This window comes from Pseudorhodoplanes sp. (genome assembly GCF_059499825.1).
The window spans coordinates 496,686-521,550 of the sequence record NZ_JCABZI010000002.1; the positions used below are offsets into that span (position 1 = coordinate 496,686).

The 24,865-nt window shown below is 65.2% G+C and carries 22 protein-coding genes; 9 read left to right on the forward strand and 13 right to left on the reverse strand.

The features are described from left to right. Positions 1-38 precede the first annotated feature (38 nt). From AC5I5I_RS05845 to AC5I5I_RS05855, 3 genes are all read right to left on the reverse strand, one after another. Complete coding sequence (locus tag AC5I5I_RS05845; protein WP_495970817.1) at positions 39-386, reverse strand: hypothetical protein; 348 nt, start codon at positions 384-386, stop codon at positions 39-41. Then, positions 383-2,104, reverse strand: coding sequence for a caspase family protein (locus AC5I5I_RS05850; RefSeq protein ID WP_495970819.1), 1,722 nt, complete (start codon positions 2,102-2,104; stop codon positions 383-385). Before AC5I5I_RS05850 ends, AC5I5I_RS05845 begins: the two co-directional genes overlap by 4 nt. Before the next feature lie 196 nt (positions 2,105-2,300). Continuing rightward, positions 2,301-2,690 carry an Hpt domain-containing protein gene (locus AC5I5I_RS05855; protein ID WP_495970821.1) on the reverse strand — a complete coding sequence of 130 codons (390 nt, stop codon included), beginning with the start codon at positions 2,688-2,690 and terminating at the stop codon, positions 2,301-2,303. Between the two features lie 373 nt (positions 2,691-3,063). On the opposite strand from AC5I5I_RS05855, the gene AC5I5I_RS05860 reads away from it, so the two are divergent. Next, positions 3,064-8,613, forward strand: a complete 5,550-nt coding sequence (locus AC5I5I_RS05860) for an apolipoprotein A-IV repeat region-like domain-containing protein (RefSeq protein WP_495970823.1) — start codon at positions 3,064-3,066, stop codon at positions 8,611-8,613. A 123-nt stretch (positions 8,614-8,736) separates the two neighbouring features. Here the strand turns inward: AC5I5I_RS05860 and AC5I5I_RS05865 are convergent, their stop codons facing one another. From AC5I5I_RS05865 to AC5I5I_RS05880, 4 genes are all read right to left on the reverse strand, one after another. After that, positions 8,737-9,705 (reverse strand): Bug family tripartite tricarboxylate transporter substrate binding protein, encoded by a 969-nt coding sequence (locus AC5I5I_RS05865; RefSeq protein WP_495970825.1) that lies wholly within the window; start codon positions 9,703-9,705, stop codon positions 8,737-8,739. A gap of 216 nt (positions 9,706-9,921) precedes the next feature. Further along, positions 9,922-10,800: an MlaD family protein gene (locus tag AC5I5I_RS05870; protein ID WP_495970827.1), complete on the reverse strand. Its 879-nt coding sequence runs from the start codon at positions 10,798-10,800 to the stop codon at positions 9,922-9,924. A gap of 9 nt (positions 10,801-10,809) precedes the next feature. After that, positions 10,810-11,637 carry an ABC transporter ATP-binding protein gene (locus AC5I5I_RS05875; RefSeq protein WP_495970829.1) on the reverse strand — a complete coding sequence of 276 codons (828 nt, stop codon included), beginning with the start codon at positions 11,635-11,637 and terminating at the stop codon, positions 10,810-10,812. Between the two features lie 18 nt (positions 11,638-11,655). Further along, positions 11,656-12,795 carry an ABC transporter permease gene (locus AC5I5I_RS05880; RefSeq protein WP_495970831.1) on the reverse strand — a complete coding sequence of 380 codons (1,140 nt, stop codon included), beginning with the start codon at positions 12,793-12,795 and terminating at the stop codon, positions 11,656-11,658. 161 nt (positions 12,796-12,956) lie between these two features. On the opposite strand from AC5I5I_RS05880, the gene dgcA reads away from it, so the two are divergent. From dgcA to AC5I5I_RS05900, 4 genes are all read left to right on the forward strand, one after another. Beyond that, a complete protein-coding gene (gene dgcA, locus AC5I5I_RS05885; protein ID WP_495970833.1) occupies positions 12,957-13,952 on the forward strand; it encodes an N-acetyl-D-Glu racemase DgcA in 996 nt (331 codons plus the stop codon). 130 nt (positions 13,953-14,082) lie between these two features. Then, positions 14,083-15,675 (forward strand): sensor histidine kinase, encoded by a 1,593-nt coding sequence (locus AC5I5I_RS05890; RefSeq protein WP_495970835.1) that lies wholly within the window; start codon positions 14,083-14,085, stop codon positions 15,673-15,675. 25 nt (positions 15,676-15,700) lie between these two features. Beyond that, positions 15,701-16,078 carry a response regulator gene (locus tag AC5I5I_RS05895; protein WP_495970837.1) on the forward strand — a complete coding sequence of 126 codons (378 nt, stop codon included), beginning with the start codon at positions 15,701-15,703 and terminating at the stop codon, positions 16,076-16,078. Between the two features lie 128 nt (positions 16,079-16,206). Next, positions 16,207-16,638 (forward strand): hypothetical protein, encoded by a 432-nt coding sequence (locus AC5I5I_RS05900; RefSeq protein WP_495970839.1) that lies wholly within the window; start codon positions 16,207-16,209, stop codon positions 16,636-16,638. Between the two features lies 1 nt (position 16,639). Here the strand turns inward: AC5I5I_RS05900 and AC5I5I_RS05905 are convergent, their stop codons facing one another. Then, the gene (locus AC5I5I_RS05905) at positions 16,640-17,806 is read right to left on the reverse strand and encodes an MFS transporter (RefSeq protein ID WP_495970841.1); all 1,167 of its coding nucleotides are present in this window, start codon (positions 17,804-17,806) and stop codon (positions 16,640-16,642) included. Here AC5I5I_RS05905 and AC5I5I_RS05910 point away from each other — a divergent pair. Beyond that, complete coding sequence (locus tag AC5I5I_RS05910) at positions 17,805-18,410, forward strand: hypothetical protein (protein ID WP_495970843.1); 606 nt, start codon at positions 17,805-17,807, stop codon at positions 18,408-18,410. The two genes, AC5I5I_RS05905 and AC5I5I_RS05910, sit on opposite strands and share 2 nt — an antisense overlap. 1 nt (position 18,411) lies before the next feature. Here the strand turns inward: AC5I5I_RS05910 and AC5I5I_RS05915 are convergent, their stop codons facing one another. The 3 genes from AC5I5I_RS05915 to AC5I5I_RS05925 all read right to left on the reverse strand — a co-directional run bounded on the left by AC5I5I_RS05915 (position 18,412) and on the right by AC5I5I_RS05925 (position 21,218). Beyond that, on the reverse strand, positions 18,412-19,386 hold the full coding sequence (locus tag AC5I5I_RS05915) for a threonine ammonia-lyase (RefSeq protein WP_495970845.1): 975 nt from the start codon (positions 19,384-19,386) through the stop codon (positions 18,412-18,414). A gap of 30 nt (positions 19,387-19,416) precedes the next feature. After that, the gene (locus AC5I5I_RS05920; protein WP_495970847.1) at positions 19,417-20,322 is read right to left on the reverse strand and encodes a CHAD domain-containing protein; all 906 of its coding nucleotides are present in this window, start codon (positions 20,320-20,322) and stop codon (positions 19,417-19,419) included. 101 nt (positions 20,323-20,423) lie between these two features. Then, complete coding sequence (locus AC5I5I_RS05925; RefSeq protein ID WP_495970849.1) at positions 20,424-21,218, reverse strand: UDP-2,3-diacylglucosamine diphosphatase; 795 nt, start codon at positions 21,216-21,218, stop codon at positions 20,424-20,426. Positions 21,219-21,352: 134 nt separating this feature from the next. Between AC5I5I_RS05925 and AC5I5I_RS05930 the strand changes: the two genes are divergently transcribed. Together AC5I5I_RS05930 and AC5I5I_RS05935 are read left to right on the forward strand one after the other, a co-directional pair. Further along, a complete protein-coding gene (locus AC5I5I_RS05930; RefSeq protein WP_495970851.1) occupies positions 21,353-22,486 on the forward strand; it encodes a glycosyltransferase in 1,134 nt (377 codons plus the stop codon). Positions 22,487-22,675: 189 nt separating this feature from the next. After that, the gene (locus tag AC5I5I_RS05935) at positions 22,676-23,455 is read left to right on the forward strand and encodes an SDR family oxidoreductase (protein ID WP_495970853.1); all 780 of its coding nucleotides are present in this window, start codon (positions 22,676-22,678) and stop codon (positions 23,453-23,455) included. 31 nt (positions 23,456-23,486) lie between these two features. Here the strand turns inward: AC5I5I_RS05935 and AC5I5I_RS05940 are convergent, their stop codons facing one another. Then, positions 23,487-23,660 carry a metallothionein gene (locus AC5I5I_RS05940; RefSeq protein ID WP_495970855.1) on the reverse strand — a complete coding sequence of 58 codons (174 nt, stop codon included), beginning with the start codon at positions 23,658-23,660 and terminating at the stop codon, positions 23,487-23,489. 107 nt (positions 23,661-23,767) lie between these two features. Next, entirely contained in the window at positions 23,768-24,175 is a 408-nt protein-coding gene (locus AC5I5I_RS05945) for a YccF domain-containing protein (protein ID WP_495970857.1), read from the reverse strand. A gap of 151 nt (positions 24,176-24,326) precedes the next feature. Here AC5I5I_RS05945 and AC5I5I_RS05950 point away from each other — a divergent pair, with 151 nt between their 5' ends. After that, positions 24,327-24,842: a CvpA family protein gene (locus tag AC5I5I_RS05950; RefSeq protein ID WP_495970859.1), complete on the forward strand. Its 516-nt coding sequence runs from the start codon at positions 24,327-24,329 to the stop codon at positions 24,840-24,842. The last annotated feature ends 23 nt before the right edge of the window (positions 24,843-24,865 follow it).

Consider the following 24,865-nt stretch of genomic DNA (forward strand, 5'->3'; position numbering starts at 1 on the left):
AGCGACAGTGAGCGCAAGCCCCGCTAACGCGCGGCGGACTATTCGCAGAATTTCCGGTTGTTGAAGGTGAAGCATTTCTTCCCGTCGCCTTCTTTTTGCGCCGACGGAATGTCGGCTTTGCCTGCAGGCTGATTGTCGGTCGGCGGCCGATCGGTCGCCTTGGGCATGTCGTCGGCGACATCGATGGCGGCCCAGCGGTAACTGCCGCGTCCGGCCCGCATCAGGAGCCAGGTGCGGCCGCTGCACTTGTCGACCAACATCGGCTGCGGGGGCTCGATCCGCGGGCGGGCCGGGATCAGTTCAAAACACGGCGCGCTCGCCGTCTGAGCGGCTGCGGCGCCCGGCAGCGCCAGCAAAGCGGCGGCGATCAGGACAAGGCGCGTCATTCGCAGAAGCGCCGGTTGTTGAACGTGAAGCATTTACCGCCTCCCCCTCCACCTGCTCCCGCGGCCGGGCGCTGGGGTGCCGGCGCCGCCTGCTTGTTCGGATCGGCCACGCATGCGCCGCGGGCGATGATCTGTCCAGCCGGGCAGACAATGCGGACGCAGCGGTCTCCTTCGGCCTTTTCATCGGCGCGGCACGACAGCGGGCAGACCCGCGTGTCGAACTTCCGGATCAGCGAGAGCGTCTCTGACGAAATCTCGCCGGGCTTGGCGATCCGGACCGACGCATGTTTCGCAAACTTGCTCAGCGCCTCGCGAGCCGGCGCGCCGAATTCGCCGGATACCGCGTCGTCCAGGCATCCGACCCGCTTCAATTCGAACTGGACCGAGCGCGCGAGCTCGGTTCGCTCCATGGCGGCCGCAGACTGCGCGGCCGACTGCGCCGCAGCGGTGGCCGCATCCTGCTCCGCCTTCAGCGCGGCGAGCTTCTTCTCGGCCTCGAAGCGATGCTGGCTTTTCGGGAATTCCTTGACGAAGCGGTTGAATTGGGCGGGATCGCGGGAGTCCTTCACCAGATTCCAGACCACGTCATCGGGTCCCGGTCGGCGTCCGACCTCCGCATTGAGAGAGGCGATCCGCGTCTCCGCCTCCTTGCGGAACGAGCTGGCCGGGTATTCCGACACAAAACGAATAAGCTGGGCGGGATCGCGGGAATCCTTGACGAGATTCCACACCACCTCATCGGCGCCCGGTTTGCGCCCCGCCTCCGCATTGAGGGCCGCAATCCGCGCCTCAGCCTCGACACGAAAAGAGCTCTTCGGGTATTCCGACACGAAGCGCGTGAACTGTGCCGGATCGCGCGAGTCCTTCACCAGGTTCCAGACCACTTCGTCGGCCGCGGGCCCCTGCACCACCGGCGGCGCAATCACCGGCAAGGCCGCCTTGAGATAGATCGCGTCGCGCGAGAGCGAGCCATACACGAACGGCAATTGCGCACGGCGCGTCGCCTCGAGCACATCGTCGCGCACGTTGCGGAACAGGAAGTTGATCTCCAGTCCCGGGGTTTCGAGATGCTTGAGCAGCGAAGCCGTGAAAGGGGAATTGCGCCCCTGACCGTCGGCGGCGGTGGTGCCTTCGCGTGCTGCAAACGCGATCAGCACATTGCCTGAGGGTTCGACCGCGGCGAGACCGCGCGAGACGGCCCGTGTGCGCACGGTGCGCGCCATCCGCGAGGCGAACGGATTGTTGCGGCAAGCATCGAGGATCACGAGACCGAGGCGCGATGCATTCTCGACCAGCGGCGTGATCGTCTTGAGCGCGATCGCCTCGTGGTCGACATCGACGTCGGCCTTCAATTCCGCGTCGACCGGGATGAGGTAGTTCTCGCCGCCGACCTCCATGCCGTGTCCGGCAAAGAACACGATCGCGATCTCCGAGCCGCGCGCCCGGCGGGCGAAATCAAGAAGCCCGCGCCGCATGCCGTCGAAGGTGCCGTCCTTGACCCTCAGGACGTCGAAGCCCAGACGCTCGAAGGTGACGGCGACATCGTTTGCGTCGTTGCCCGGATTTTCCAGCGGCGCGACATTCTTGTAGGCGCCATTGCCGATCACCAGCGCAACGCGCCTGGCCTCAGCGGTTCCGGCAATTGAAATGATCGCGGCAATCGCCAGAACGGCGACAAAGGCGGTCCGAATAGCGGCGCATAAAAAGCTGGGTTGCATGGCGCTCGTTCCCGGTTGGCGCCCATTTCCGCGAGGCAATGGTGCCAGACTAGTGGTTCGGCCATTCGTTGCAATGTGGAAGTGATCCGTTCGCCGGGGCGCGATGGGCCGGACGGCAAAAATTTGGCCGGCGCCCTTGATCGGGGACCGGCCGGAAACCGACGTGGATTCTGAGCGGATAATCCGCGCAACTGGATCAGGCGGGGCTGAGGAGCCCCGCAATTTCCGCGCGGGTGTCGCGGATCGCCAAACGGAGGCCGTCTACGCCTTCAGCCTGGCCGGCGGCATCGCCACTCATGGCGGCCTGCTCGACCCGGGAGGCGGCGTTCGCCAGCGCAAAGGCGCCGACGCCCTGCGCGGACCCTTTCAACGTATGTGCAGCCGCAGCCGCGACCGGCCCCGATGCGCTTTCGATGCGGTCCATCAAAAGACCGATCTGACGTTCGAACAAGGCCAGAACGTCCCGCTCCAGCACCCGGTCCCCGAGCGTCATGCGGGACAGGTGGACAAGATCAATCGGCCGATCCCCCGGCACAAGCGGGGGAGAGGCCACAGCGGCCAGCGCCGTTTGGGTTGCTTCGATCATCGCACGCCTCCGGAGCTCTGTTTGGCTCCTATCCCGACACTTTGGCCCGGGGTCGTCCAAAACGAGGTAAAAAATGGTCCGCGTTTCGGCCGAATCGCCTGCCAAGTCTCGGGGCGGTTAACGGTCTCTGACCGGCCGCGGTTCCATCACGTGTCCCGAAATCACACAAGGGTGACCGGCGCGGCGTTAACGATGATTAAGGAGGCGTTAAAGCGGACAGTTTTATTCGGCCGGGACAGCCGGTAGGATAGCTGTCGGCGGCTCTTTGTCCTTGGCAGTTTCGGACGACCAGCGAACCACCTGGGCATCGGCCCGATGGTTCCGGGGAAGGCCTGGGGAACGCTTGTCAGTTGTGTAAGTGAGGCGGGAAACAATGTCGAACAACCCGAAGAAGGTCGTGGATCCGACCGAAGCGGCGATGGCGGCGATCCAGGAAGCGCTGAAGGTCAGAGATGCGGAGATGACCGGCTCCGTGGCCTCGCGCCCCGCCCAGGCGGCCCCGCCCCCGCCGGTTGCCCGCGAAGAGGCCCGCAAACCCGTCGCCCCGGACGTTCGCCGGCCGGCCCGCGAGCCCGCCCCGCAGCGTAACGAAGAGCTGATCATCGCCGACAGCCCCTCCGACATCGAACCCCGGCCAGCCGCCAACGACGACTGGAAGTCGGTCGGCCAGATTTTGCAATCGACGCGGGTGCCGTCGTCAAAGCCGCTGTTCATTGCGGCCGGCGTCCTGTCGGTGGTCTGGGCCGTTTTCGCCATCATCCTCACCGCGCCTTACCTGCCGCAATTGCAGCAGAGCTTCGCGCCGACCCTTCTCGCGCTTGTCCTCACATTTTTCGGACCGATCGCTTTCTTCTTCACCGTCGCGCACATGATCCAGCGCTCGCGCGAAATGCGCGCGCTGTCGCAATCGATGGCGGAGGTCGCCCTGCGCCTCTCCGAACCGGAAGGGCTCGCCCGCGAATCCATCGTCACCGTCGGCCAGGCCATTCGCCGCGAGGTGTCGGCCATGGGCGACGGCGTGGAGCGTGCGCTGGCACGTGCGGCGGAACTCGAATCCCTGGTGCAAAGCGAGGTCGCGGCCCTCGAGCGCGCCTATAACGACAACGAAGTCCGCATCCGCAACCTGCTCGACGATCTCGGCACCCAGCGCGACAGCCTGATCGGCCAGGCCGAGCAGGTGCGCAACGCCATCACCGGCGTGCATCTCGACTTGAACCAGGACATCACCGGAATCAGCGACCAGGTCGCCTCGCAGGTCGCATCCGCGACCGATGGTATCACCCGCGACCTGAAGGAAAAGACCGATCACATCACCACCACGCTCAATCGCATCAGCGACGAGATGCTGGCGCAGCTCGGCGAGCGGGCCGGCGAAATCCTCGAGCGTCTGCAGCAGACCGCACAGGAAACCGCGCAGGCGGTCGACGCCATCAGCCTGACCGCGGCGACCTCGATCGAGAATTCGGGTTTCGCGACCACGAGCGCGATCGACGGCGCGGCCGAGCGGCTCAATGCCAGCCTCGCGTTCAAGACCGAAACCATCGCCGAAGAGTTCGACGTCCTGTCGCAGAACCTCATCGAGATGATGCAGCTGCGATTGGCCAATGTGACCAACGATTTCTCGCAGCGCTCCACCACCATCACCGAAATGATGAGCGAGCGGGCGAACGAGATTTCGGCCGGACTGCTGCAGACCTCGGCGCGGGCCGCCGAAAGCCTGACACAGGTATCGGCGCAGACCGCGGACACGCTTTCGGAGATTTCGGCACAGGCCGCCGAAAACATCGTCATGCGAAGCGAGGAAGTAAATGCGACGCTACGCGCGACCGGCGAGTCGCTTGTGGTCGATCTCAGCCTGCGCGGCGGCGACGTGGTGCAGAAGCTCGAACAGACCGGCTCTGCCATCACCGAGACCATCCTGTCGCGCAGCGACGAAGTGATGGAGACCTTCCGCGGGTCCGCCGACAGCATCGCGACGACCATCGGAACCCATGGCGACGCGCTGAAGGAAATGCTCGGCGCGCGGTTGATGTCGTTTGAGGAGATGTTCACGCAGGGCGGCGCCGCCCTCGCCGAACGCATTGCGAACGATTCCTCCACCCTTGGAAACCTGATCACCCGCCATCTCGGCGAGTTCGACCGCACCGTGAAACTGCACGGCGCGGAACTGGTGGAGCGGCTCGGCGACCGCACCCAATCGGTCACCGACACGATGCGTTCTTGCATCGACAATTTCGACCAGCGGATCGGCGGCAAGACCGGCGAAATCACCGACGCCCTGGATCTGCGGCTCGTTCGCTTCCAGGAGGCGCTCGACAGCCGCTCCCAGAGCCTGAACGATGCGCTCGGCGGACGCGTTCTCGAGATCGCCAAGACCCTTGCCGAAGGCGGCAAGGAGGTGGTGACCGCGCTCGAATCCCGCATTTCCGAGGTTACCGGCACCATCGATACGCGCGGCAACGCGCTGTCCGAAACAATTGCCGCCCGGGCGCAGGAGATCGACAAGGTTCTCGGCACCCGTGCCCTGGAGGTCGCCAACACGCTCGACTCCCGCATCGGGAAATTCGAGGAATTGCTGGTCGGCCGCACCGAAACGGCAACCCAGCAGCTCGAAACCCGCGGCCTTGGCGTTGCCGAGGCGATCGTCGAGAAGGCCACCCACGCCGCGACCCTGCTGGAGAGCAAGGGCACAAGCGCGGTCCAGGCGATCACCGAGCGGTCCGACACGGCCGTGCAGATGGTCGAGACCCGTTCGCGGCTCGCGGCGGAATTCCTCGCCGACCGCGCCGACAAGATGTCGATCGACGTCGAAGCGCGCACCAAGACGATCGGCGACTTCCTCACCGAGCGTGCCGAGAAGGCCGTCCTGACGGTGGAAGACCGCACCCGCGGCGCCAGCGAAGCGCTGCTTGAGCGCGCCGAACAGGCCGCTTCCCAGATCGAAGGCCGCACCCGTGCCGCCGCCGAACTCGTGATCGAGCGAACCGAGCACGTCACATCGCAGATAGAAGGGCGCACCCGCTCGGCGACCGACGACCTCACCAAGCGTGCCGAGCTGATCGTCTCGCAGATGGAAGGCCGCACCCGCGCGGTCACCGACGCCGTGACCGAACGCGCCGAAACCGCTGCGCTGCAGATCGAGGGACGGACCCGGTCGGTGACCGACACCCTGGCCGAGCGTGCGGAAAAAGCCGCGTCGCTGTTGGAAAACCGCTCGCGTGCTGCAACCGAAGTGCTGACCGAACGGGCCGAGCATGCCGCAACCCAGATCGAGAGCCGCACCCAAACGGCCGCGAGCATCCTGTCCGACCGCGTCGAGCAGGCGGCCAGCCAGATCGAGAGCCGTTCCCGGTCGTTCGTCGAGGTGCTGACCGAGCGGACCGAGCATGCCGCAATCCAGATCGAGAGCCGCACCCAATCGGCCGCCGGCGTTCTGTCCGACCGCGTCGAGAATGCAGCGACTCAGATCGAGGATCGCACCCGGTCATTCGCCGACATGATGACCGACCGCGCCGAGCAGGCTGTGGCGCATATCGAGGGCCGGACACGCTCCGTCGCCGACATTCTCGGCGAACGCGCCGAACACGCCGCCCTTCAGATCGAGGGCCGGACGCGAACAGCAACCGATCTTCTCGCCGAGAAGACCGAGCAGGCCGCGGTTCAGGTCGAAAGCCGGACCCGCGTTGCAGCCGATGCGCTCTTGGAACGCAGCGAGAGGATCGTTCAGCAGATCGAGGCGAGGACAGGCGCGGTTACCGAAATGCTTGCGAGCCGGTCGGAATCCGTGACCAGCCAGGTCGAGTCGCGCACCAAGGCCGCGGCCGAGTCGCTCAACGCCCGGCTGGAATCGCTCGCGACATCCGTCAGCCAGAATACCGGCGAGGCGGAGCGTTCGATGTCGCAACTGGCCAACGCATCCACGGAATCGATGCGCACCGCAGCAGCCGAAGTCGAACGCGTGCTGACCGTCGTGTCGGCCGGCATCGGCAGCGCGCTGAAGCAGAATGCGAACGATGTCGAGCGCACCCTGCTCAGCGTCAGCGCGGAAGTCGCCCGCGGCTTCGTCGGCAAGTCCGATGAAATCGCGGCTGCGGTTTCGTCCCGCGCGGCCGAGATGACCCGCGTGCTCGACGCCAATTCCTCCACCCTGCTCGCGGCGCTGTCGGCCAAGAGCCAGGAATTCACCGGCGAGGTCCAGAAGGCCACGCATTCGGCGGTGAGTGCGATCGAAAGCAAGGGCTTCGACTTCACCCGGACCATGCTCGAGAATTCCAACGAGCTGGCCCGCCTGATCAACGACGCCGGCGAAACCGCCACTGCCCGCGTCAACCAAACCATGCAGAACCTGCAGCACACCACCCGCGAAGCGATCGACCAGACGCAGCAGATCGCCAACGATTCGGTGGCGCAGGTCATGGAAACGCATGCACGTCTGCGCGGCGAATCCACGACCCTGTTCGAACGCATGCGGGAGGCGAACGTGCTGTTGCACGAGGTGCTGACCGGCGCGCACGAGAACATGGCGATCATCGAGGATTCGCTGACCAGCCGGGTGACGGAATTCGCCAACGCGATGAACGACGTCACCGCTCGCAGCGGCACCGTGGGCGAACAGATCAACGCCCATGTCGAGTCGTTCCGCAGCGACACCACCGCGGTGCTGGAGAACCTGTCCGGACTTGCGGCGCAATTCGCGCAGCAGGGTCGCATGCTCGTCGAGGCCGTGGATTCGGTCGAGAAGAGCAACCGGCGCACCGAGGAGACCGTGTCGGAACGCCGCGCCACGCTGGAAGCGCTGGTGACGACGCTCGACATGAAGTCCGAGGACCTGGAGCAGCGGCTGCAGCGCTTCACCGCACTGCTCGATCAGTCGCTGGACGGAGCCGAATCCCGCGCCCGCGAAATCGGCCGCATGATTGCGGAAAGCTCCACCACCGGCACCCGCACGATCGCGGAGCAATTCGAGCTCGTTCGTGCCGCGACCGAAGAGGACAGCAAGCGCACCAGCGACCTGATGCGCGAAATCTACGAGCAGTCGATCGGCGAGACCGACAATTACTTCCGGCAGTCGACCGAGCGCTTCGCCGAAACGCTCAGCGGCATGAAGGAAATGGCTGCCGAGATGCAGGCGCAGCTCGAACAGACCCGCGCCGAATTGCGTCGCGGCATTCTCGAATTGCCTCAGGAAACCGCCGAGAACGCCGCGCAGATGCGTCGCGTGATCGTCGACCAGATCGAGGCGCTGGCGGAACTCAATCGCATCGTCAGCCGGCACGGCCGCAGCATCGAGGCGACCGAACCGCGCCGCGCGTCGGAGCCGGTCCTGGCCGTGGTCGGCGGCGGCCGCGCCGAGCCCGCGCGCCCGCAAGCGCGCCTGCCCGAGCAACCGCAGGCACCGGTCCGCACGGCACCCCCGCCGCCCCCTGCCCCCCGTGGCGAAAGCTATCCGCAGAGCGCGCCGGCGGGACGTAACAACCAGAGCGGCTGGCTGTCGGATCTTCTGCAGCGGGCCGATGACGGCCAGACGCCGGTGGCCCCGCCACCCGGCCGTCAGCTTCCGCCTGCCGCGCCGCAACGGCCGCTCGACTCGCTCGACGCATTGTCGGCCGACATTGCGCGGCTGGTGGAACACGAGGCGGCGATCGACATGTGGGATCGCTACAATCGCGGCGAGCGCGGCGCCTTCACCCGCCAGCTCTACACGATGAACGGTCAGCGCACCTATGACGACATCCGCAACCGTTACCGCGCGGATCGCAATTTCCGCGCGACGGTCGACCGCTATATCTCGGAGTTCGAGCGGCTGCTGGAAGACGTGTCGCGCGACGAGCGCGGCGGTCAGGCGATGGTCCGGACCTATCTCATTTCGGAAACCGGCAAGGTCTACACCATGCTGGCACACGCGGCGGGTCGGTTCGACTGAGCAGGATTTCCCCTTGAGAGTCGGCAGGAGGGGCGCGTCTTCGGACGCGCCCCTCTTCGTTTGCAGCGGGAAGTCTTCGTCGCGCGAGAAACGGCCCCCTGGCCGCGACCCGTCCGGCTCGCCCTACTCCACCCGCACGTTCATGGCGCGGGCGACATCGCCCCACAATTTGAGTTCGTCGCGGGTGCGGCGTCCAAGTTCCTCCGGCGTGTCGGCGACCACCGGCAATCCGAGATCGAACAGCTTCTTTTTCACCTCGGGCGTATTCAGTGCGTAAACCAGTTCGCGGTTGAGCACGTCGATCGCGGCTTTCGGCGTACCGGCCGGCGCATAGAAGGCAAGCCACGACGTCGCCTCGAAGCCCGGCACCGTCTCGGCGATCGCCTGGATATCCGGCTGGCCGGCGAACCGCTCCTTCTCGCCGATGCCGATGATCCGCAGCAATCCGCCCTTGTGCTGCCCGAGAGTGGATGAGATCGTCGCAATCACCGCCTCGACATGTCCGCCCATGGCATCGTTCACCGCCGGGCCGCCGCCCTTGTAGGGCACATGGATCAGATCGGTGCCGGCTTCGCGGTTCAGCAACAGGCCGGCCATATGCTGCGGACTACCAATGCCGGCGGTGCCGTAATGCACCTTCTTCGGATTGGCTTTCACATAGGCAATGAACTCGGCGACATTGTTCGCCGGTACCTTCGGGTTGACGGCAATTCCGAGAATGCCGCGAATGGCGGTCGTCAGCGGCGCGAAGTCTTTCAGCGGGTCGAACGGCATGGTCTGCACATTCGGCACGATCGTCATCAGCGCATTGGTGGTGAGCAGGATGGTGTAACCGTCCGGCGCCGCGCGCGCGACCGCAAGCGTGCCGATGCTGCCATTGCCGCCGGGCTTGTTCTCGATCACGATCGGCTGCTTCAGCCGCTCCTGCATGATCGGCTGCACCATGCGCGCCACCTGTTCGGTCGACGCGCCCGGCGGATATGGCAGCACGATGGTGATCGGACGCGTCGGGAAGTCCTGCGCGCTTGCCGCAAAAGGTGCGGCGAACATTACGACAGCGGAAGCGATTGCACGCAATGCGGCAGAGACCATGAGCGTCCTCCCCACGCAGCCGCCTGACGCGGCTGCTATTTTTCGCTACGGCGTAAGATTGGCCGGTTGTGCGAATCGTAGTGGAGCGCCGCAGCAGCGGTCAAGCGGACGCACCGCATGCCCCGCGCCGCCCAGACGCAAAAGGCAAAGGCCGGCCGGATGAGAATCCGGCCGGCCTTTCGCCCTGCGCTGTCGGTGTAAACGCTGCTGCGTAGTCTATTGCCGCCGCGGCTGCGGCGTCGCCGGTCTGCCGCCGCCGAAGATAATGCGCGACGGGTTCTCGTCGAAATTGCGCACCGCGCGATCGACCGTATTCAGCGTGCGGCGACCGTCGACGATCAGGCCTTCGAGCCGCTTGTCGAGATTCTCCGCGAGCGTCTTGAACGCACGAACCGCTTCGGGCACGTCGCCCTTCTCCGCGGTGAGGTTTTCGAAATTGCCGAGAACGCGGTCAGCACCGGCGAGAATGCCGTCGACCTTCTCCGAATTTTTCGACAGCGCGTTGGTGAATGACTCGATGTTCTTCACCGACTTCGACAGCGAGTCCGAATTCTTCGCCAGCATGTCGGTGAAGGTCTCGATATTCTTCAGCGAGTTCTTCAGCGCCTGCTGGTTTTCCAAGAGCACCGTATCGATCCGCCGCGCCACGTCGCGCGCGGCCGCCATCATGTCCTGCGACGCGCTGGAACCAGCGGTCAGCAGCGGCACGTCGTCGAGCTTCGCGGTGACCGGTCCTGCGGTCGACGATCCGCCACGCAGCGCCAGCACCGAAATGCCGGTCAGGCCCTGGGAATCCAGCGACACCTCGGTGTCGGCGCGGACCGGCGTCGTGGTGTCGATCGAGATCGTGGCGACGGAGTTTTTCGGATCCTTGGGGTCGAGCGATAGCGCGGTGACTTCGCCGACGCGGATGCCGTTGAAGGTCACCGACGCGCCGGATCGCAGACCGCCGATCGGACCATTGAACACCACGTTATAGGTCATGCGTTCGCCGGTGCCGCCGACATGATGGAACCAGTACACGAAGCCGAACGCACCCAGAATGACTGCCAGCGTGAAGCAGCCGATCAGGATGTAATTTGCCCGGGTTTCCATACGCCAACCTCACATCGTTGAGCCGACACGGCCACGTTTGCCGCGGAAGTAAGCCTTCAGCCACGGATGTTCCGAGGCCAGCATTGTCGACATCGGCCCTGCGGCAATCACCTTGCCGTCGGCCAGAACAGCGATCCTGTCGCAGACGGAATGCAGGGAGTCGAGGTCATGCGTTACCATGAAAACGGTGAGCCCCAAAGTGCGCTGCAACGTCCTGATCAGGTTATCGAATTCGCCGGCGCTGATCGGATCGAGGCCGGATGTCGGCTCGTCCAGAAAAACGATCGCCGGATCGAGTGCCAGCGCCCGCGCCAGCGCCACGCGCTTGATCATGCCGCCCGAAAGTTCCGACGGCATCTTGTTCAGGGCTTCCGGCGGCAGGCCCACCATCTTGAGTTTGGCGGCGGCGACCTCGTCGAGCAGTCGCGGCGACAGGTCGAGATATTCGCGCATCGGGAATTGCACGTTCTGACGCACCGTCAGCGCCGAGAACAGCGCGCCGTGCTGGAACAGTATGCCCCAATGCCGTTCGATCAATTGCTCGCGCAATTCCTTGGCCTTGGAGAATTCCTGTCCGAACACTTCGATTGTGCCGGAGGTCGGCTGAATGAGGCCGATCATGGTCCGCAGCAGCACCGACTTGCCGGCGCCGGATGCGCCGACGAATCCCAGCACCTCGCCGCGCTTGACGTCGAAATTGACGCCTTTCAGCACATGCTGGCGCCGGAACTTGACCTGCAGGTTGCGCACCCGCAGCGCGATGTCCTGCGAAATGTCGAGTTGCGGCTCCGGGCCGTCGTCGAACAGCGACAGGATATCGAAGCCGGTATCTGACATCGAGATGGTTCCCCTCGCCTATTTGTCGATCGCAGCGAAGAACACGGCGAAGATGCCGTCCAGCACGATCACCAGAAAGATCGCCTGCACCACCGCCGCAGTGGTCTGGGCGCCGAGCGATTCCGCCGAGCCCTTGGTCTCCAGCCCGCGCACGCAGGCAACGATGCCGATCACCATCGCCATGAACGGCGCCTTGATCATGCCGACCATGAAGTGATTGAGCGAGATCACCTCGCGCAGCCGCTGCAGAAAGACTTCCGGCTGGATCCCGCCATACAGCGAAGCGACCAGCCCTGCGCCATAGAGCGCCGACATTTCCCCGAGAAAGGTCAGGATCGGAACCGCGATCACCAGCGCCAGGATGCGCGGCAGCACCAGCACGCTGATCGGGTCGAAGCCCATGGTCTGCAGCGCGTCGATCTCCTCGCGCATCTTCATCGAGCCAAGTTCGGCGGTGTAGGCCGATCCCGACCGGCCGGCGACCATGATGCAGACGATCAGCACGCCGACTTCGCGCAGCACCAAGATGCCGACCATATCGACGACGAAAATGTCTGCACCGAAGCGCCGGAAATGGAAGATGCCCTGCTGCGCCAGGATCGCGCCGATCAGGAAGGTGATCAGGACGATGATCGGCACCGCGCGCCAGCCGACCAGGTCGATCTGGTTCACCAGCGAGGTGAAGCGGAAGGTGCGCGGCCGCCAGAATATCCGCAGGAACGCGAATGCGACCGCGCCCAGCATCTGCACGAAAAGGACAGCCGACGTGCCGACTTCGGCGATATTCTCGCCGACGGTCGCGAGCCAGTCGGTCACGCTCTTGCGCCTGATCCGCTCCGGATCGGGCAGTTCCGTGGTCTGATGTACGGTCTCGACGATGGTGCGGAACTGGTCGGCGAGATTGATCACAACGGTCGCCGCGCCCCGCTCGCGCGAACCGCGCAGCAGCCGCTCCAGCAGCCAGGCGCCATAGGTGTCGAGCTTGGCGACATCCCGCATGTTGACGCGAACGGTCTTGATCGGCGTATTCGGCGGCAATGCCGCTGCCATGACCAGACGTTCCAGATCGTTTGCACGATCCGCGGTCCAGTCGCCCCCTGCCAACAGGTCCAGCCGGTCGCCGCTTACCGACGCGGCGAGCAAAGCTTCAGAACTCATCGTACTCCCCGCCCCGCAAGCCCCGGACGGCTCCAGGCAGCCTGACGTCGCGGCCCCGCGTCCGGCCGCCCCTTGTGCCACCTTGAGAAAAACCGCATTTCCGTCACATACTTAACAGAGCGCCTCCGGCTGTCGAGAGACGTTAACAAAGCCTTAAACACATGGTTAACCCTGCCGGGCCACAGCTCACAATCAGCATCGAAACCTGGCCCATCGCGGGACAGTTTACCATCAGCCGCGGCGCCAAGACCGAGGCCAGGGTCGTCGTCGCGGAACTTTCGCAGAACGGCTTGCTCGGGCGCGGCGAGTGCGTTCCCTATGCGCGCTACGGCGAGAGCCCGGAAAACGTCGCAGCAACGCTCGAACACATGGTCCAAAGCGTGGCGGACGGGCTGACCCGCGACGATCTGCAGCGGGCGATGCCCGCCGGGGCCGCACGCAATGCGCTCGATTGCGCCTATTGGGATCTGGCGGCGAAGCGGGCCGGACAACCGGCCTGGGCATTGGCCGGATTGGCAGCGCCGCATCGGCTGACCACCGCCTTCACGATCTCGCTCGGCACGCCCGAGGCGATGGCGAACGCGGCGCGCGATGCCGGCGCGCGCCCGCTTCTGAAAATCAAGCTCGGCGCCGATGGTGATGGCGAGCGCATCGCCGCCATCCGCGATGCGGTGCCGCAGACGGAACTCATCGTCGACGCCAATGAAGGATGGCGCCCGGACAATCTGGCCGCCAATCTCGACGCCTGTGCGAAAGCCGGGGTCACGCTAGTGGAACAACCGCTGCCGGCGGATGCCGACGAACCGTTGCGCGGCACCGCCCGCCCCGTTCCGGTCTGTGCCGACGAGAGCGCGCACGATCGCGCCTCGCTTGCAGCGCTGATCGGCAAATACGACGCCGTCAACATCAAGCTCGACAAGACCGGCGGGCTGACCGAAGCGCTCGGCATGGCGGCGGAAGCGCGGCGGCTCGGGCTCGACATCATGGCCGGCTGCATGGTCGCGACCTCGCTATCGATGGCGCCCGCGATCCTGATCGCGCAGACCGCGCGCGTCGTCGATCTCGACGGTCCGCTGCTGCTGGCCCGCGACCGGCCGGACGGACTCGTCTATCAGGGCAGCGTAGTGTATCCCGCGTCACCCACACTTTGGGGATGAAGGGCGAGGAAGTTAAAGGTAGATTGGAACCACTACCGGGGTTAGGCGTTTGAGCGTCACGCGTCGGTGTCGTCAACCGGCACAGACCGTAAAACCGGTTTCACAACAAGACGGGAGAGAATGGCCAGCGATGCTGGACCCCCGCAATTCAGCAGCAGATCCAGAACCGTCCCCTGCCCCCTCGGAAAACTCAGCAGCCGGTCCAACCGACCAGCCTGAAGGGGCGCTGGCGCGGCGCGCGCGCGAACAGGAAGCGCTGTTCCGCTTCACCGACAGGCTCTACCGCGCGGGCTCGCTGGACGACAGTTACGATGCGGGGCTCGATGCCATTATCGACACGCTGGACTGCAAGGCCGCGTCCATCCTGCGGTTCGACCGCGATGGCGTGATGCGTTTTGTTGCGTGGCGCGGACTTTCGGACAGCTACCGCAACGCGGTCGACGGCCACTCGCCATGGGCTCAAGGCGAAACCGAACCCGAGCCGATTTTCGTCGCCGATATCGACCAGTCCGATTTGCCGGACGCATTGCGGGACACTTTGCGATCCGAAGGCATCCGCGCGCTCGCATTCCTTCCGCTCACCTGCGGCGGCACGCTGTGCGGCAAGTTCATGGCCTATTACGACAATGTGCAGCAATTCGACCGGCGCCGGATTGATCTCGCCGTCATCGTCTCGCGCCAACTCGGCTTCAGCCTGGAGCGGGCCGATAGTGACGAACGCCGCCAGGCCGCCGAGGAGGCGCTGCGTCAGAGCGAGGAGCGTCTGCGCGGCGTGTTCGAGTCACCCGCGATCGGGGTCGCCGTCCTGAAACCCGAGGGGCGCTTCATCGAATGCAACGACGCCTTCAGCGAATTGTGCGGCTACGACGCCGCCGAATTGCGCACGCTCAATTCGCTGGAACTGACCCATCCGGACGATCGTGCCGCCATGAACGCGCTGCTCGCGGATCTCCAGCATGGCGACCGCTCCGATTTCGTGATCGAAAAGCGCTACCTGAGAAAAGATGGCTCAGTGATCTGGGTCCAGAACAGCGTGTCCCTCACCCACGACAAGGCCGGCCGGCCGCTGCATCTGATCAAGCTCATTCAGGACATCACCGAGCGCAAGGTCGCCGAGCGGCGGCAACAGCTGCTGGTCGACGAGATCAACCACCGGGTCAAGAATACGCTGACCACCGTGCAATCCTTCGCCACCCAAAGCCTGCGCAACGCGAACAGCTTGCCCGAGGGACGCGCCGCATTCGAGGCGCGCCTGATCGCGCTGTCGAAATCGCACGACGTTCTGACGCGTCAGCATTGGGAAGGCGCCGACCTTGTGGACGTTGTGAATGGCGCGATCGCGCCCTATCGCGGCCGTTCCGGACAGGATCGTTTCAGTGTTGACGGCCAGCGGTTGCGGCTGCGGCCGAAAGCCGTGCTGGCGCTGTCGCTCGCATTCCATGAACTCGCCACCAACGCGGTCAAATACGGCGCGCTGTCGAACGATAGCGGCCGGGTTTCGCTCGACTGGCGCGTCGATCCGCAAGCGCAGCGTTTCGAGCTGCGCTGGCGGGAAAGCGGCGGTCCGGCGGTGCAACCGCCCGCCCGCCGCGGCTTCGGATCGCGCCTGGTCGAACGCGGCCTGTCGCAGGATATTGCCGGCGAGGCCCGTCTGACGTTCAACGATGCCGGCCTCGAATGCGCCATCGACGCTCCATTGCAAGAAATCTCCGGTTCGCATTGAAGCGGCTGGCCCGACAGGAGCGGTTGTGATCGACACATTGCCCGATCTCGCGGGACGGCGGGTTTTCCTGGTCGAGGACGAGGCGCTGATCGTCATGCTGGTCGAGGACGCGCTTGCCGATCTCGGCTGCGAGCTTGCCGGAGTGGCCACCCGGTTCGACGACGCTTTCACGAAGGCGAAGGACCTGTCCTTCGACGTCGCAATTCTCGACGTCAATCTGAACGGACTGCGCACGTTTCCGATCGCGGAAGCGATCAAGGCCCGCGGCATCGCTTTCGTCTTTGCCACAGGCTATGGCGCAAGCAGTGTTCCGGACGGATTGAACGCGGTTCCGATCCTGCAAAAACCGTTTGCATTGAGCGATCTGGAGCGCGCGCTGCGCCGGGCGCTTGGCTCCGCGTAAGGCGAAACCAGGCGATCCATCGCCATTGTTGCCGATTGTGCACACGGCCGCGCAATTGCCTTTAACCGCTTGGCAACCGGCTCCATTCCCGTCTAACTTTTGCCCGGGACCTTTTGGGAGCGCGGGGAATGAAGCTGCGTGCTGCGATCTGCGGCGCAATATTCGCTGCCGTGTTAACTGCGGATGCCCACGCACTTGTCCGCATTTCCAACGACAAGGGCGGGCAGATCGGTCCCTATCTCGACGCGTATGTCAGTCTTCGCAAAACCGGCCAGCGCGTCATGATCGACGGGCCGTGCCTGTCGGCCTGCACCATCGTGCTGGGCGTCCTGCCGCGCGACCGCATCTGCGTAACCCAGCGGGCGCAACTCGGCTTTCACGCCGCCTGGAATCCCGGTCGGAACGGCCGCCCGGTGCTCAGCCAGGCCGGCACCAAGGCGCTGTGGGACATTTATCCGGGCGAAATCCGCACCTGGCTGAAGCGGCGCGGCGGCCTGAAACCGAAAATGGTCTATCTTTCGGGTTCCGAGCTGATGTCGATGTATCGCCCGTGCGAATAGATTAACCCCTCGTCTCCGGCATCCGCATCCAAACCACGACCGCAATCGCTGCGCCCATCGCCGCAATGACCGCCATCGCCGCGTAGCTCGCGACGCCGGCCGCCTCATATAACATGCCGGCGAGCAGCATGGAGGCGCTGAGCGTGATGCCCTGCATCACCGAGAAATAGCCCTGAGCGGTTGCGCCGCGGCCTTCCGGCGCCGCGTGCGCAACGAAGGCAACGGCGCCGAGATGGGTGGCGCCGAACGACAGGGCGTGCAGCAATTGCAGCAGCGGCAGCGTCCAGCCGGTCGGATCGAAGGCCAGTCCGGCCCAGCGGATGGCCGCTCCCGCTCCGCCAAGGATCAAAAGCGGAATAGGCCCGAAGCGCGGCGGCAGGCGGCCCGACAACGCAAACAGCAGGATTTCTGCGGTCACCCCGAGCGCCCAGAGCGCGCCGATGGCCACGCCGTCGAAGCCGGCGGCTTTCCAGGCAATGGTCGAGAAGCCGTAATAGACCGCATGGCTGGACTGGATCAGACTCGCGGCCACGACAATCGCGGCGAAGCGCGGATTGCGCCACAGCGGTCGATCGGGTTCGGCGCCGGCGGCGCGCGGGGCGATCGGTGGCTGCGGCATCAGTATCAGCGAAATGCCGGCGGCCGCCATCGCGGGGACCGCGATCAGCCAGATCAGGTTGCGGGCATCGATCAGGTCGAACGCTACGCCCGCCCCGAGATTGGCCAGGATGAAGAAGATCGAACCCCACAGCCGGACCGGTCCGTAGGCGGCGCCCCGCGCGCGCAATCCGCGCAGCGTGTAGGCATCCATCAGCGCCGCCGACGGAACATGGACGAAAGCCGTGAACACTGCCAGCGCCACGATCAGCCATGGCAACGAAGCCAGCCCGAGCGCGGTGAAGCCAAGCGCGGTCGCCATCGCCGAGGTTATGATTGCGGTCCGCAGGCCGAGCCGCCCGTCGGCGGCGCCGGTCGCGACCGGCACCGAAATAACCCGCAGCAACGCGGTGGCGGCGAGGATCGCGCCGACCTGTCCGGCATCGAAGCCGCTGGCCTGCAGCCAGACCGGAAAGAACGGCAGATGCACCCCGAGCAAAACGTAGGACGCGGCGTAGAAAAATGCGGCCCTCAGGGCAAAACCGTCGCGGGATCGCGTATTGTCAATCATGCTCGCGAATCATGCCCCGGCACCGAACGATTCGCCGCAAGGCGATTCGGATTATGAGACAATTCTCACCGCGCTGACGGAAAGCGCGCGCGGCCGGGCGTTCCTGCAGGAATTCCTGCAGCGAAACCGGAGCGCCGACACCACGTCGCTGCTGACGGCGATCCGGCGGATCGAGGGACTTTTGACAGCCGGAAGCCTCGAACCGGACCAACCCCAAAACGAGAACGGGACCGGGGTCAGTCATATCGCCCCGGCGGACAATGCGCCGCTTGTGGAAGCCGCATCGCAAGACCGCGCGATGATGTCCGGCAGCGTAGAAGGCGAGCCGACGTCAGCCTCCGAAGCCCCGCAGTCCGGGACGTTCGCAACCGAGATGCTGCGGATCGAGGTCGCATCGGCAGACGTCGCGGAGATTGACGGCGTCTCGGTGGAGATTACGGAATGTCGGGCCGCCGCGATCGAATATCCGGCGCCTCAATTGCCGGACTCCGCGGCACCGGCCGGCGCTGCGGCGCCGGCGGAACGCATCAAGACAGAACCGCGCGACCCGTTTGCCGACTTCTACGCGCTGTCCAACGAGGAAAAGATCGCGCTGTTTACCTGAGCTAAGCCGCGATGATGCGCGAGAACAGGTCCGGGTCGACATTGCCGCCGGACAGGATCGCGACCACCACCTTGCCCTTCACATCCGGCCGCCCAGCCAGCAGCGCCGCCAGGCCGATCGCGCCGCCCGGCTCCACCACGAGCTTCAGCTCGCGCCAGGCGAACGCCACCGCCGCCTCGACCTCGCTGTCGCTTGCGGTGACGCCCTTGCCGATCAGCCGCTGCGTGATCGGAAAGGTGAGTTCGCCCGGCGTATTGCTCATCAGCGCATCGCAGATGGTGCCGCTCAGTCGCGCATTGCGTTCGCGCTGCCCGCTCGCGAACGAACGCGCCATGTCGTCGAAGCCGTCTGGTTCGGCGGTATAGAAATCGGCGTCCGGCACCATGGTCTTGATCGCGAGTGAAATCCCGGCGGCCAGTCCGCCGCCGGAACAGCCGACCACCACCACATCCGGCTTGAGGCCGAGCGCATCGAGGTCCTGCACGATCTCGCGCCCGACCGTGCCCTGCCCCGCAATCACCATCGGGTCGTCGAACGGCGGCACGATGATGGCGCCGCGGCTGTCGGCGATCTTCTGCGCGATCGCTGCGCGGTCCTCGGTGTTGCGGTCATACAGCACGACCTCGGCGCCGAGCGCCGCGGTGCGCTCGCGCTTGGGCTTCGGCGCATCGGACGGCATCACGATCACTGCTGGCATCCCGAGCAGCCTCGCCGCCGCCGCAACGCCCTGCGCATGATTGCCAGACGAATAGGCCACCACGCCGGCGCGGCGGCCTTCGGACGGGATCGTCGCGCAGCGGTTATACGCGCCGCGAAACTTGAACGAGCCCATGCGCTGCAGAATTTCGGCCTTGAGATAGACGCTGGCGCCGACGCGCTCGTCGAGCAGCGGCGAGCGGATCAGCGGAGTGCGAACCGCCACACCCGAAATCCGGCCCGCGGCGCTCTCGATATCGGCGGCAGTGATGGCGTCCATCGCGTCAAGGTAACGCGCACCGCGCGCAATTCAATCGTCCTCCTGCGCATCCCACAGCGCTTCGAGCCGCCGCCGGAACCCTTTCGGCGGTTCCGCGAACAGCCGGGTCGCGAGGCGCCGTGCGGCCTGCACATGCTCGGCCTGCCGGTGCGCGATGATCGGCGTCAGTTTCGACCGCCAATGCGCCAGCGGCTGGTGCGGCTCAGCCTTCGCGGTGAGCATTTCGAGATCCTGATACTTGCCGAGCCGTGTCCGCAACCGCTGCGCCTCGTCCACCCACAGGCGCGCAAAACGCGGCCAGACCGGCTCGATCAGTTCCATCTGATAGCGGTGCTCGACCACCCGGCGGCGCAGATCGTGCAGATCCTCGCCCTCGGCCTCGCTCCAGTTTCGCGGAAAGGTCCGGCGTGCCCGCCGATAGGTCGTGGTCAGCATGTCGGCGAGATCGGCGAAGGTGAGCGCGTCAAGATCCCACTGCGACACCTGCCAGGACGCGGCGGTCAGGTAGTCCGACAGGTTTTGCTGGATGTCCTCGGTCCAGATGTTGCGCTCGTTTTCCGCACGCAACGCTTCGAGCCGGCCGCGGATGGTGGCGCATGACCGCGCCGGCAGCGCGATCGGCAATCCGGCGCTGGCTTCGATCGCATCGTCCAGCGCATCGATCGCCGATTGCGCATCGCGCGCCACCGTCAGGCGGCGCGCCAGGTCGCGCGCCTGGAATCGCAGAGCCTGCCCGGATTCGCCGAGATGCGGGGCCATCATCCGCAGGAGCGCACGCCAGCGTTTCAGGGCACGGCGGATGTCATGCACCTTGGTAGTCGGGTCGCGATCCGGATCGGTCAGGATCGCCTGCGCCTGAGCGACGGCGCCGGCGGCGATATCGCGCAACGCGCCGCCAACCGGGTCACCGGGGCTCAGGGCGGACCGAACATCCATCGGGGATCACTCTCGCGGGAACCTAAGTCGGCGATCGGCCAAGCATGCGGCCTGGCAATTGGCTGGAAATCAAGTCCGCCATCATAGCCGAGTTCCGGACGTCAGGCCGCCCGAATCTCGGCGAGTTCGGGAATATCGACCGAGGGCGTTTCCTCGGTCCAGTGGATAATTTCCAGCCGTCCGTCATGGTGCTCGGCGACCGCGGTGCAGCTTTCCACCCAGTCGCCGCAATTGACGTAGCGGATGCCGAAATCGTCGTGGATCACGGCGTGGTGGATGTGGCCGCAAACCACTCCCTGCGCGTCGTGCTTCTTCGCGTCCGCCGCGAGCGCCCGCTCGTATTCGCCGATATAGGAAACCGCGTTCTTGACCTTGAGCTTCGCCCATTGCGACAGCGACCAATAGCCGAGGCCGAGCGCGCGGCGGATTTCGTTCAGGATCCGGTTGAGGGTGAGTGCGAAATCGTAGGCCTTGTCGCCCAGCAATGCGAGCCAGCGCGCCTGCGTGACCACGAGATCGAAATGGTCGCCGTGCACGATCAGGTAATTGCGCCCGTCCGCGCCCTTGTGCACCGCGTGTTCGACCACATCGATGCCGCCGAAATGGGTGCCGTAATAGCCGCGCAGGAACTCGTCGTGGTTGCCCGGGATATAGACGATGCGACTTCCCTTGCGCGCCTTGCGCAAGAGCTTCTGCACCACGTCGTTATGCGATTGCGGCCAGTACCAGTTCGACTTCAGCGCCCAGCCATCGATGATGTCGCCGACCAGGTAGATCGTGTCGGCCTCGTGCCAGCGGAGGAAGTCGAGCAGCTTGCCGGCCTGGCAACCGCGGGCGCCAAGATGCACGTCGGAAATGAAGAGCGCGCGGTAGTGTCGCGGCCGGGTCGGTGTCATCAGCACATGAATGCCGTTCGCGTTTCGTTATGCGCCTCGTCTCACATTGTCATTGCCGTTTGATGACAACGCGCTACGCGCAATGCCTGAGACTCGTCATCAGCATGTCATCGCCTCCCGGCAGAATTCACCGAATGAGCATTGTCATTCCCGCTTTGGCCCTGTTCGCAGCGCTTGCGCTGGCGCTTCATCTCGCGAGCGTGGCGGTCGCCATGCGCAAGTGCCGGCCCGATCAGCCAGTCCTCGACGCCCCGCACGATTCGGTGCCGGTCAGCATCGTGCTGCCGGTCTGCGGCATCGAGAATTACATCGAGGATACGCTGCGCTCGGCCTTCCGGCTCGACTATCCGCGCTATGAACTGATCATCTGCGCGGCGCGCCCGGACGATCCCGCAGTGCCGCTGGTGCAGCGGCTGATGGCCGACCATCCCTGGATCGATGCGCGTCTGCTCATCGGCGACGAGCGGATCAGCGACAACCCCAAGCTCAACAACGTCTTCAAGGGCTGGCGCGAGACCACCTATCCGTTCGTCGCGATCTGCGACAGCAACGTGCTGCTGCCGCGTGACTATATCCAGCGCTTGCTGTCGAAATTCGATCCGCAGACCGGCCTCGTCTGCTCGCCGCCGATCGGCTGCCGCCCCGACGGCTTTTTCGCCGAAGTCGAATGCGCGATGCTGAACAATTACCAGGCTCGCTGGCAATGCTTCGCCGACTCCGTCGGCTTCGGCTTCGCACAGGGCAAGACGCTGTTCTGGCGCAAGAGCGATCTCGAGAGCGCCGGCGGCATCCGCGCACTGGGTGCCGAATCGGCGGAGGACGCGGCCTGCACCAAGATCGTCCGCAATCTCGGCTTGCGGGTGCGGCTGATGGAGCCGCCGGTCCGCCAGCCGCTCGGCTATCGGCGTGCGGTCGATGTCTGGAAGCGGCAGCGGCGCTGGGCGCGGTTGCGACGCGCAAGCTTCCCGCTCTGTTTCTCGATCGAAATCGTCTCCGGCTCGCTCGCCCCGCTCACGGCGCTGGTCGCGGCGGCGCTGCTGGCCGGGCTGCCGGCGTTTCTGCCGGCACTGGCTTTCCTGGCGGTCTGGTATGGCGCCGAATGGATGCTGTCAGTGAAAGCCGGCTGGCACGTCTCGCGCTGGTCGATCGCAAGCTACATGCTGCGCGACCTGATGCTGCCGGTGCTCTACGTCAATGCCTGGCTCGGCCGCGGCTTCGAATGGCGCGGCAACGACATGCGCGCGGTCGAGGGCGCGAGGCTGTCGTAGTCGCGCTCACGAGCTGCGTTCAATCGCCGCGCGGATCTGCCCCGTCACATTTCTTCTTGTCATGCGCCGCGCAGGCGGGGCATCCAGTAGCACAGCTTAAGTGCTATCAGTGCTGGATCGCCCGCCGGAGCCTGTCACGGGCCGCGCTTCGCGCGGACCCGTTGGCGGGCGATGACACGGAGACACGGAATGAATTTCGGAATTGCCGGCCGCAAGGCCATCGTCTGTGCCTCGAGCCGCGGGCTCGGCTATGGCTGCGCCATGGCGCTGGCGCAGGAAGGCTGCGAGGTCGTGATCAACGGCCGCGACGTGGCGCGGCTCGCGGCGGCCGCCGACGAGATCGCAAAGGCCACCGGCGCGAAAATCATCCCTGTGGCCGCCGATGTCGCGACTCCCGACGGCCAGAAGGCGCTGTTCGCCGCCTGCCCCGAGCCCGACATCCTGGTGAACAACAATGCCGGTCCGCCGATGCGCGACTTCCGCGAATTGTCGCGCGAGCAGATCATCGACGGCGTGGTCGCCAACATGGTGGTGGCGATCGAACTGATCCAGAAGGCGATCGACCCGATGATTTCCAAGAAATTCGGCCGCATCGTCAACATCACCTCGGCTACGGTGAAGGCGCCGTTGGCCGGGCTCGACCTGTCGTCCGGCGCGCGTGCGGGACTGACGGCGTTTCTGGCGGGCGTTGCGCGCTCGGTCGCGGCGTCAAATGTGACGATCAACTTCATCCTGCCCGGCACCTTCGATACCGACCGACTCGTCTCCAATCTCGAAGGAAATGCCAAGCGCCAGAACCTGTCTTACGAGCAGGCACGGGTGAACCGCATGAACGGCGTGCCGGCCAAGCGCTTCGGCACCAAGGAGGAATTCGGCGCCGCCTGCGCGTTCCTGTGTTCCGAGCAGGCAGGCTACATCACCGGGCAAAACCTCCTGATCGACGGCGGAGTCTATCCCGCCGCGTTCTGATCAGGGGCGGCCTCTGCAGGCGTAATATTCGTCAGCCGTGGCAGGTGCAGCCGGCATGGTGGCAGCCGGCGCCGTCCTTGTGATGGTTCGCGCATTCCTTGCTGCAGTAAAGCCGCTCGTTCTTGGTGACGGCCGCCTTGGTGTTCACCACGCAGATGCAATCGCTGCATGCGCATTTGACCATCGTAACGTCGACCGGTGCCATTTGAACCTCCGCGTGATCCGCATCGTGTGAGTCGGATCACGCTAGCAAAGGGGCGCGCTGTTATACTATCACGACGCGACACTGCGGGTTCGCAGCTTTCGCCGCTGTCAGTCGGCCGGTACGATCATCTTGCCGATCGGCCACAGCGCGATGCCGGCCAGCTTCAGATGCGCCCATGCGAACGGGATGCCGATGATGGTGATCGCAAGCCCGATGGCGGTGATCACATGCCCGAGCGCCAACCACCAGCCGGCCAGCAGCAACCAGATGATATTGCCGAGCGTCCCGAACCCGCTGGTTCCGACATCCTCCCGGCCCAGATACTCGTCGCGCGACACAGCCCTCTGCCCGAACGGCAGCAGCGCATAGAAGCCGATATTGAAAGCGGCGCGCGCCCACGGCAGGCCGACGATCGTGATCGCCATGAGGATGGTGGCGATCCACCAGCCGATGGCCATCCACAGGCCGCCGAACACGATCCACAGCACATTCAGCAGAATTGACAGAAGCGGCATTGGCGTCTCCCGAGCGGGAACAATGCCGCTCCGGCGTTAAGATTGAGTACCGCCGCCCGATAATCAAGCCGGGCCCGATCAATCTTTGCGGAATCGTTTGACCGAGCCGATTAAGCGGAATGTTTACGCTGCCGCGCTAGCGTGGCGGCGCATGAACATCTTCGATGCCATCGTCATCGGCGCAACGCTTGTTGCCGTCGTCATGGGCTATCGATCCGGGCTGTTGCGCAGCCTGGCGACAATCTTCGGATATCTGCTGGCGGCGCCGGTCGCCGTGGTGGTCGCCCCGAAACTGGCGCCGCTGATCATGACGCAGCCGCTGTCAACGGACGGGCCGGGCATCGCGCTGTTCGCCGCGGTTTTTCTGGGCGTCGGCTTCGTGACAGCGGCCTTGCTGCGCAACGCGGTGGGGCTCGCCGCCGGCGACGATGTCAGCGTGCCCGACCGCACCGCCGGAGCGGTTCTGGGTGCGGTGCGAATTCTGCTGCTGGCCGTGCTGATGGTGCTGATCTTCGAGCGCATCATTCCGCCGAAGCGTGAGCCGGCATGGCTCGCCCAGTCGCAGTTGCGACCGCTGCTCGCGGCCGCGGGCGAACAGGGCGTACGCACGCTGCCGGCCGATGTCGGCGCGCATATTGACCGGCTGAAAAAGCAACGCGGGATCTAGACCGCTCCGCCCGCGCTGCGGCG

Excerpts from the sequence above, each read along its gene's own strand:
- AC5I5I_RS05845 (WP_495970817.1), bottom strand. The coding sequence starts at position 386 with ATGACGCGCCTTGTCCTGATCGCCGCCGCTTTGCTGGCGCTGCCGGGC.
- AC5I5I_RS05905 (WP_495970841.1), bottom strand. The coding sequence starts at position 17,806 with ATGATTGACAATACGCGATCCCGCGACGGTTTTGCCCTGAGGGCCGCA.
- AC5I5I_RS05925 (WP_495970849.1), bottom strand. The coding sequence starts at position 21,218 with ATGACACCGACCCGGCCGCGACACTACCGCGCGCTCTTCATTTCCGAC.
- AC5I5I_RS05945 (WP_495970857.1), bottom strand. The coding sequence starts at position 24,175 with ATGCCGCTTCTGTCAATTCTGCTGAATGTGCTGTGGATCGTGTTCGGC.
- AC5I5I_RS05930 (WP_495970851.1), top strand. The coding sequence starts at position 21,353 with ATGAGCATTGTCATTCCCGCTTTGGCCCTGTTCGCAGCGCTTGCGCTG.
- AC5I5I_RS05850 (WP_495970819.1), bottom strand. The coding sequence starts at position 2,104 with ATGCAACCCAGCTTTTTATGCGCCGCTATTCGGACCGCCTTTGTCGCC.
- AC5I5I_RS05900 (WP_495970839.1), top strand. The coding sequence starts at position 16,207 with ATGAAGCTGCGTGCTGCGATCTGCGGCGCAATATTCGCTGCCGTGTTA.
- AC5I5I_RS05890 (WP_495970835.1), top strand. The coding sequence starts at position 14,083 with ATGCTGGACCCCCGCAATTCAGCAGCAGATCCAGAACCGTCCCCTGCC.
- AC5I5I_RS05870 (WP_495970827.1), bottom strand. The coding sequence starts at position 10,800 with ATGGAAACCCGGGCAAATTACATCCTGATCGGCTGCTTCACGCTGGCA.
- AC5I5I_RS05860 (WP_495970823.1), top strand. The coding sequence starts at position 3,064 with ATGTCGAACAACCCGAAGAAGGTCGTGGATCCGACCGAAGCGGCGATG.
- dgcA (WP_495970833.1), top strand. The coding sequence starts at position 12,957 with ATGGTTAACCCTGCCGGGCCACAGCTCACAATCAGCATCGAAACCTGG.
- AC5I5I_RS05855 (WP_495970821.1), bottom strand. The coding sequence starts at position 2,690 with ATGATCGAAGCAACCCAAACGGCGCTGGCCGCTGTGGCCTCTCCCCCG.
- AC5I5I_RS05915 (WP_495970845.1), bottom strand. The coding sequence starts at position 19,386 with ATGGACGCCATCACTGCCGCCGATATCGAGAGCGCCGCGGGCCGGATT.
- AC5I5I_RS05940 (WP_495970855.1), bottom strand. The coding sequence starts at position 23,660 with ATGGCACCGGTCGACGTTACGATGGTCAAATGCGCATGCAGCGATTGC.
- AC5I5I_RS05920 (WP_495970847.1), bottom strand. The coding sequence starts at position 20,322 with ATGGATGTTCGGTCCGCCCTGAGCCCCGGTGACCCGGTTGGCGGCGCG.
- AC5I5I_RS05950 (WP_495970859.1), top strand. The coding sequence starts at position 24,327 with ATGAACATCTTCGATGCCATCGTCATCGGCGCAACGCTTGTTGCCGTC.
- AC5I5I_RS05910 (WP_495970843.1), top strand. The coding sequence starts at position 17,805 with ATGCTCGCGAATCATGCCCCGGCACCGAACGATTCGCCGCAAGGCGAT.
- AC5I5I_RS05935 (WP_495970853.1), top strand. The coding sequence starts at position 22,676 with ATGAATTTCGGAATTGCCGGCCGCAAGGCCATCGTCTGTGCCTCGAGC.
- AC5I5I_RS05880 (WP_495970831.1), bottom strand. The coding sequence starts at position 12,795 with ATGAGTTCTGAAGCTTTGCTCGCCGCGTCGGTAAGCGGCGACCGGCTG.
- AC5I5I_RS05875 (WP_495970829.1), bottom strand. The coding sequence starts at position 11,637 with ATGTCAGATACCGGCTTCGATATCCTGTCGCTGTTCGACGACGGCCCG.
- AC5I5I_RS05865 (WP_495970825.1), bottom strand. The coding sequence starts at position 9,705 with ATGGTCTCTGCCGCATTGCGTGCAATCGCTTCCGCTGTCGTAATGTTC.